This window comes from Pontibacter locisalis, assembly GCF_042684605.1.
GTDB lineage: Bacteria > Bacteroidota > Bacteroidia > Cytophagales > Hymenobacteraceae > Pontibacter > Pontibacter locisalis.
Map to the genome: position 1 here is coordinate 281,203 of NZ_JBHULU010000009.1, position 6,968 is coordinate 288,170.

Genomic DNA, 6,968 nt, shown 5'->3' on the forward strand with positions numbered 1-6,968 from the left:
TATCAAGACCGGCATGGCAAGTGAGGTGGAAGTTTTGCTGTTTTTTATAATCCTTCCTTGTCTCAGGTATAGGTTACCTTCTACTTTCCATTATCAACCTGCCTGATAATCTGTATAACTCCACTTCAGAGCTTTTAGTCTGAATCCGTAGATTATTAATTCTGTTCTGGGAGTTGATCAGGTTGAGTTGCGCGGTACGCAGGTCGGTGCTGTTGATCTGGCCAGTAGCGTAGGCCTCTTGGCTGCGCTCAAAGTTAAGCCGGGAGGTAGTCAAGTCGTCCTGGGCTAGCTGGAGAAGGTATAAGTTGTTTAGGTAGATCTCATAGGTGTTCCTGACATCCCTCTTTACCTGATCGGCAGCCAGTTCTAAATTCTCAGCAGAAGCTGCTAAGGAAACTCGTGCATTCTCTACCCGGGTCCGTTGCTGAAAACCGTTGAAGAGGTTATAGCTGAGCGTGATAGTGCCTGAAAAACCATCGGTACGGGAGAGGTTCAGGAAGCTGGCTTCGTCTTTTACGTGGTTGTAGTTGTAGGCGGCATTCAAATCTATGCGCGGATAGTAGCCTGAATTTGCTATTTTGAGATTAAGGCGGGCATCCTGCCGAAGGTATTCAGCAAGAAGCAGGTTACTATTTACAGCCAGTGCCTCTGCCATAAGAGCCTCAAGCTGTAGATTGCGGTTCAGCCCAAAATTCTCATCCACGACCATAGTTGCTGCAGGATCACGTCCCAAGAGTAAGTTTAAGTTGCGGAGGGCGTTGGCATAATCGGCCATGGTACTGAGGTAAATGGTACTGTCCGCATTCAAATCTACTTTGGCATTTAGCACGTCCAACTTGGTGATGGCTCCGAACTCATACTTCACATTCACCCGTTCATACCGCTCCCGACTGATTTCCATGGCTTCCCTGTTAATCTGCAGCAGTTCCTGCAACCGTGCAGCCTCCAGGTACTGTATCACCGCCTGCAGCAGTGTGTTCTCGATTGTCAGCCGCGCCTGCACGTCCCCAATCCGGCTCAGGTTCTGGAGTGAATTGAACTGATAGTAATTGCCCAGGCCGTTGAAAATCGTATAGTTCAGCAGTACAGTTCCGGTCAGCGTGGATGACTCCGCATTCTGCCGGTTAATCTCGTCAATTTGTGGGTTGATAAAAGAGGTCTGTACATCGCGGATAGATTTGGTGTAGCTTCCTTCTGCTGCGAGGGAGGGAAGAAGGCCTGCGTTGCCGGGGGTGGCGTTGTTTTCGCTGATGGCTGCATCGTAGCGTGCAATCCGGATGTTGTGGTTCTGCTCCAGGGCACCCAGAATCGCCTCCTCCAGTGTCAGTACGTTCAGGGTGTCTTTCACCTGAGAGAAGGCAGTTGTACTGAGCATCCAAAATATAAAACAAACGAGGCTTCTATGCTTTTTCATACTTCTCTCTGTTACGTCTATCTTTCACGGCCCGCTCCACATCTTCCGGCTCAGGCTTTTGCCCGGTCCAGAGGTAAGTGGCATATACTTTAGCCCGGTTGGTAGCAAAGAGAAACACCGGCAGAAGCGTGCCGACGAAGAAAGAGCCAACTACTAACCCATAAGCTACGGTGGCTGCCATCGGAATAAGGAACTGTGCCTGAAAGCTGTTTTCAAAAATCAAAGGCCCCAGACCTGCAGCCGTTGTAATGGTAGTAAGTACCAGGGGCCTGAACCTTGACAGGCCTGTTTCCATAAGAGCCTTCTCATATTTTGCTCCGGCCCTTAGCTTGTCGTTCAAAGTGTTAGTGAACACCAGGCCGTCGTTCAGAAGTATCCCTATGAGCGCCACAAATCCAAGTATGGAAAGAACACTGATAGGTAAGCCGTGGATATAGTGTCCCCAGATAGCCCCGATCAAACCAAAAGGCAACATCAGGATAAGTGAAATGGCCTGGCTATAGGACTTAAAAGTATAAATCAGCATCGCCAGCATGAGCAGCAGGATGGGTGGCCCCACCAGCGCAGCCGACTTCCCAAGTTTACCTGTTTCCCTTACCTGTCCTTCCAGCGTATAGTCTATGCTGGGATACTTAGAAAGAATTTCCGGTAACACATTTGAGGTGATGTTGGAGATGACATCCACAGACGAAACCTCTAAACTTGCTACATCCGCATCCACGCGTATTTCGCGACGGGCGTTGCGGTGGTTGATGGCGATTGGGCCCTGCTGTTCTTCGATGTTCACCAGTTGTTCGAGTGGGAGCGATCGGCCATCGGGCGTGCGAATACGCATTTCTCGCAGCTGCTCCCGGTTCGTTCGGTCCTGCAAGTCATAGCGTATCCACACTTTTACCTCGTCATCTCCACGTTGTAACCGCTGTGCCTCCTGTCCAAAAAAGCCGTTGCGTACCTGCGAGATCACTTGCAGGGGATTTAACCCCAGCAGCTTCGCCTGCTCATTCAATGTTATGCCCACCTCCGGCTGGCTCTCCTGAAAATTGTCAACCACGTCTTTCACTGTTGCCATATCGCGCAGTTCTGCTTTCAGCTCTTCCGAAGCCAGTTGTAGTTCTTCGTAGTCGCTGGAGGAGAGGGAGATGGAGATGGGCTTGCCGAAGGCGGTGCTGGTCTCGTAGGCAAGCTTTCGCGCGCTGGGTATCGGTCCGACTTTCTCCCGCAGGTCACTGGCAATCTGAAAGCTGCGGATAGTTCTGCTTTCGGCCGGAGCCAGGTAAACTACCGCAGTAGCCGTGTTTCGTGTAGGACCAACGCGTAGCTCTACATCCTCAATCACATCCTTTGCCTCGGATTCTTCTTCCTGCTCCAGCCGCTGGCGGTAATCCTGGTTCAGGGCTCGTGCGGCAGCGGCTACTCTTTTGATGGAGCTCTCTGTGATGGTATCGGTGGTGCCAGCAGGCAACTCTAAAGTAACGGTAACTGAGTTAGATTCTATATCAGGGAAAAAAACAGTACGCACCACTTTGGATCGCACCGCACCAATGGTGATTATAAAAACACTCAGCACCAGCAGGACATAAAAGATCTTGAATTTCAGGATGAAAACCAGCAGCGGTTTATAGCCATTGTCCCTGATCCAGAACATTACATTGGCAACTTTTTCTTTTACCGCATTGGGTTTATAGTTTCTGTCCAGGTCTTTGCTGTGGGCCAGGTGAGCAGGCAAAAAAAACATAACCTCTACTAAAGACACTCCCAAAGCACTGATGACCACGAAAGAAACATCAGAAAAATATTCGCCCAACTGTCCCTCGATAAAGAAGAAAAAAGCAAAGCCGATAGAGGTGGTGGTCAGAGCAGAAACGATAGAGGGCAGCACCTCCATCGTACCATTCACAGCAGCCTGGTGCGGTGATTCTCCGTCTTCGTAGCGTTGGAAAATATTCTCGCCTACTACGATGCCGTCGTCTACCAATATACCAATCACCAGGATCATCCCAAACAGCGAGAGTACGTTGATGGTAATGCCTGCCAGGTTGGCCAGAATGATCATCCCCAGGAAAGAAATGGGTATCCCAATGGCTACCCAAAAGGCCAGCCGGATGCGCAGGAACATGCCTAGCAGGAATACAACCAGGAAAGCGCCAATCAGGCCGTTTTTCTCCAGCAAACCAATTCGCTCCCGCAGGTTCACGGTGGCGTCATCTACCAGGGTGGCTTTTACCTGTTGGTTTCGCTGGTTAAATTTATCAATGTAGTTCCGCACAAAAGCAGCGGCCTGAAGTATGTCTTCTTCGTTTAGGGTACTGATGGTAAGCAGAACAGCGGGCTGGCCGTTGAAAAAGGCACGGTCTGTGGTCTCTTCAAACTTATCTTTCACATCCGCCACGTCCCGTAGCCGTACCAGGCGCCCATCCGGCATACCTTTTACTACAATGTCCTCCAGGTTTCGCGCATAATATTCCTTGTTATCTACCCGGATGATCACGTCTCTTTCTGCGCCTTTAATGGTGCCCCCTGTCACCTCAATGTTAGCTGCACGAACGGCATTGGCCAAGTCCTCAAACGTGAGGCCATAACTGCGGAGCAGATTCTCGCGGGCGGCTACTTCAATTTCTTCGGGGGTATAGCCGGTCAGGGTGATCTGGGAGATTTCATCGGAAGCACGTAAATCATCCTCCACCTTCTGAGCTTTTTCCTTCAGATCTTCCAGCGGCACATCGCCGCTCAACGCGATTTTGGCTGTAAAGTTGACAATCTCCTGTTTGTAAACTACTACTCTTTCTAACCCCAGTGGAAAGGAGCTGATTTGATCCACCGCGTTTTTTACATCCTGAAGCACTACATCGGCATCAGCGGAGGAGAGTAGCTCTACCTGTATGTTGGCAGCGTTCTCGGAGGAGGTGGAGGTAACTCGGTCGATGCCGCTGACACCTTGCAGGTTTTCTTCAATTTTTAAAGTAATGCCTTCTTCTATCTCCTCGGGGGAGGCGCCGGGGTATACGGCTTCAATGATAATAAACTTTGTCTCTTGCTTCGGAAAAAATGAGGAGGTAAGGTTGCGCGCGCTAAAATAGCCGAACACGATAATCAGCAGGATCGTCAGGTTGATCAGTACATCATTTCGAATGAAAAAGGCTAAGATTTTGCGCATCTGCTGTCAGTTTAGTTGGTAGGTAACTTTTGTGCCTTCAAACGCAGCATTTTCATTTGTCTTCATTACCAAAACATCATTCTCCAATCCGCCAAGTATGACCTCATCGGAAGAGAACTTGAGCACCTGGGCCGGTTTTAAAACAGCTGTACTGTCACGGATAATGTAGATACTCCTGTCGTTCACCAGCACATCGCGCGGCAGCCGGACGGCTTGTTCGAATTGCTGGCCTTTTACCTTGCCCTCCAGGTACATGCCTGCCTTCAGGTCCGGGTGGCTCACCTGTATGTACACCAGTACCGTCTGTGTCTCGCTGTCTATGCTGGCATTAATGCGGCTGACTCTGCCAGTGTAGGTGGCTGAGGAGTTTGGCACCTGTAGCAGCACCTCATCTCCTTTCGACAGGTATTGCAACTCTTCGGGACTAATAGCGGCCTCTATTTCGTAGATGTCCGTTTTAATGTACTCCCCTAGTTTCTGACCCACGCGCACAAGCGTTCCCTCATTGATCAGCGCTGCAGTAATGGTACCATCAAAAGGGGCCCGGATGATGTAGTTGCGCAGCTGTGCTTCCTGCTCTTTTAAGCTGTAATACTGGCTATACACGTTGCGGCCGGTCAGGAAAAGCTTCTGCCGATCTGTCTGTACTTTGGGAAGCGGCTGCAGGGGTCTGTTCACGTCAAAATTGATCAGGAAGTCGCGCCATGGCTCATAAATCTCCGGAAAATCTATTTTCAAATCCGGTACCACCTGCGCCAGCACATTCATATAGGCGCTCTTGCTGCTGATCAGCCGCTGCTCTGCCTCCTCGGCATTTATACGCACCAGTACCTCCCCCCGGTTGTAGTCATAACCGACTTTAAACGGCTTTCCCTGATCAATGAAAATCCCGCCCACCTCCGCGAATATCTCAATTTTGTCCTTGGGTATTACCCGTCCTGTTAGCGTGACGTAACTTTGAACTGTGTCTGGATTTACCCGCTGCACCTCCACGTATACTCTCTCTTCCTTCTGCGGACGCTCCTCCTGTTCCTCTTCGCCTAGCCTGGAGGAGAGGTAAACAGCTAGTACCAAGATTAGGGCACCAGTCAAAATGAAGATTTTCCTGCGTTTCATACAAGATAGAAACGCTTTAGGGTCTTAATTGTTAGATGCTCTGAATGGCTTTCTTTAGAATTTCTCCTCGATGTATTCTGCTTAGCTGAAATTTTTAATGACAGGAGAACTTGAAATTAAATTAACTTGGATTTGGTTAGTAACTTGCTGTTAAATTTAAGAATAGCTGTATGGAAATGACAGAACAAGAGTTTGATAAAAAGTTTACAGACACACTGGACGCCCTGCTAACAGCCATGGCAGAGAGTTCAGAAGTGGATCCAGATAAGTTTTATAGCATGGCTTGTATTCTTGAGAACCTGAGGTTCTTCAGTCCAGTGCTCTATGGAGCAAGCAGAAGTAAATCCAAGCAGTAGTAGAAAAGAAGGTCTGTAGCATGCTGTTCTATGACTTTATCATTGCCAGGGACCAATAAATAAACCAATTCTTAATTTTGTTAACAGCTTTATTTATATATAGTTATAGTTGTTGTGGCTTGCTTGAAAAGTTAAACTTATTATTATTTATATACTTAAATCAAGCATGATTACCCTTGTTTAGTGTGTCTTTACTAATGTTTTTGTATTCTCTCCTTAAAAGGGATGTTGAAATATAACAAAAAGAGCAGCAGTGTTGTAATAGTTATAGTATTATTGTTAAGTTTACATTAAATCTTATTTAAGGCCTGTAATATCCGCCTCCACCAACTTTTGCCAAGGAGTTCCTCCTGTTAATCCAAGCCCTTGTGATTATTAAATATTAGTGGATCTGCTCTTTCAAAGAAGAGCACAAGCATTCTTTTGCCTACTTAAATCCATTTGGTGCCGTTTTTCGGTCACCCTAAGCTAGTGTTGTCTAAAAAACCCTGCGATTACCTTTTCTTGATTACAAAATCTTTCTCGGTGCGGCTTAATGGTTTTACTCCACAGCTGCTTTGGTTAATGAAGCCTTTTAAACCTAATCACAGAAAGCAAATGAAAATAATCTCTATCCTTTCAATGGATCAAAAGCTATCAACTTTTAGCTTTAGCCTCTTAATTTTCAACAGGAAGCGTTGGCTCTTCTGCTATTTAATCCTGTTCCTGGTTGCGGTAGTCAATAATGGTGTGAACGCACAAACTTACAGCGGTCCTTTGGTGATCACCAAGGGGGGCACCTACACGGGCAACTGGGAGTCCAGGGACTCGGAGGTGGCGGCCGTGGAGATCCGCACAAACGAGCCGGTAATCATCGAGCACGCCAACATCCGCGGGGCCGGCCCCCTGGTGCGCTCGCTGGGCAACTCGGCCGACATCACCATCCGCC

General features: G+C 48.2%; 4 protein-coding genes and 1 pseudogene. 2 read left to right on the forward strand and 3 right to left on the reverse strand.

From position 1 onward, the window contains the following. Window positions 1-73 precede the first annotated feature (73 nt). The 3 genes from ACFSRY_RS06900 to ACFSRY_RS06910 are packed head-to-tail and all read right to left on the reverse strand — an operon-like array spanning window position 74 to window position 5,684. Complete coding sequence (locus tag ACFSRY_RS06900) at window positions 74-1,414, reverse strand: TolC family protein (RefSeq protein ID WP_377504402.1); 1,341 nt, start codon at window positions 1,412-1,414, stop codon at window positions 74-76. Further along, a complete protein-coding gene (locus ACFSRY_RS06905) occupies window positions 1,401-4,568 on the reverse strand; it encodes an efflux RND transporter permease subunit (RefSeq protein WP_377504406.1) in 3,168 nt (1,055 codons plus the stop codon). Before ACFSRY_RS06905 ends, ACFSRY_RS06900 begins: the two co-directional genes overlap by 14 nt. 6 nt (window positions 4,569-4,574) lie before the next feature. After that, entirely contained in the window at window positions 4,575-5,684 is a 1,110-nt protein-coding gene (locus tag ACFSRY_RS06910) for an efflux RND transporter periplasmic adaptor subunit (protein ID WP_377504409.1), read from the reverse strand. 170 nt (window positions 5,685-5,854) lie between these two features. Here ACFSRY_RS06910 and ACFSRY_RS06915 point away from each other — a divergent pair, with 170 nt between their 5' ends. Further along, on the forward strand, window positions 5,855-6,040 hold the full coding sequence (locus tag ACFSRY_RS06915; RefSeq protein ID WP_377504412.1) for a hypothetical protein: 186 nt from the start codon (window positions 5,855-5,857) through the stop codon (window positions 6,038-6,040). 444 nt (window positions 6,041-6,484) lie between these two features. Then, a pseudogene (locus tag ACFSRY_RS06920) lies at window positions 6,485-6,968 on the forward strand (hypothetical protein); the annotation flags it as partial.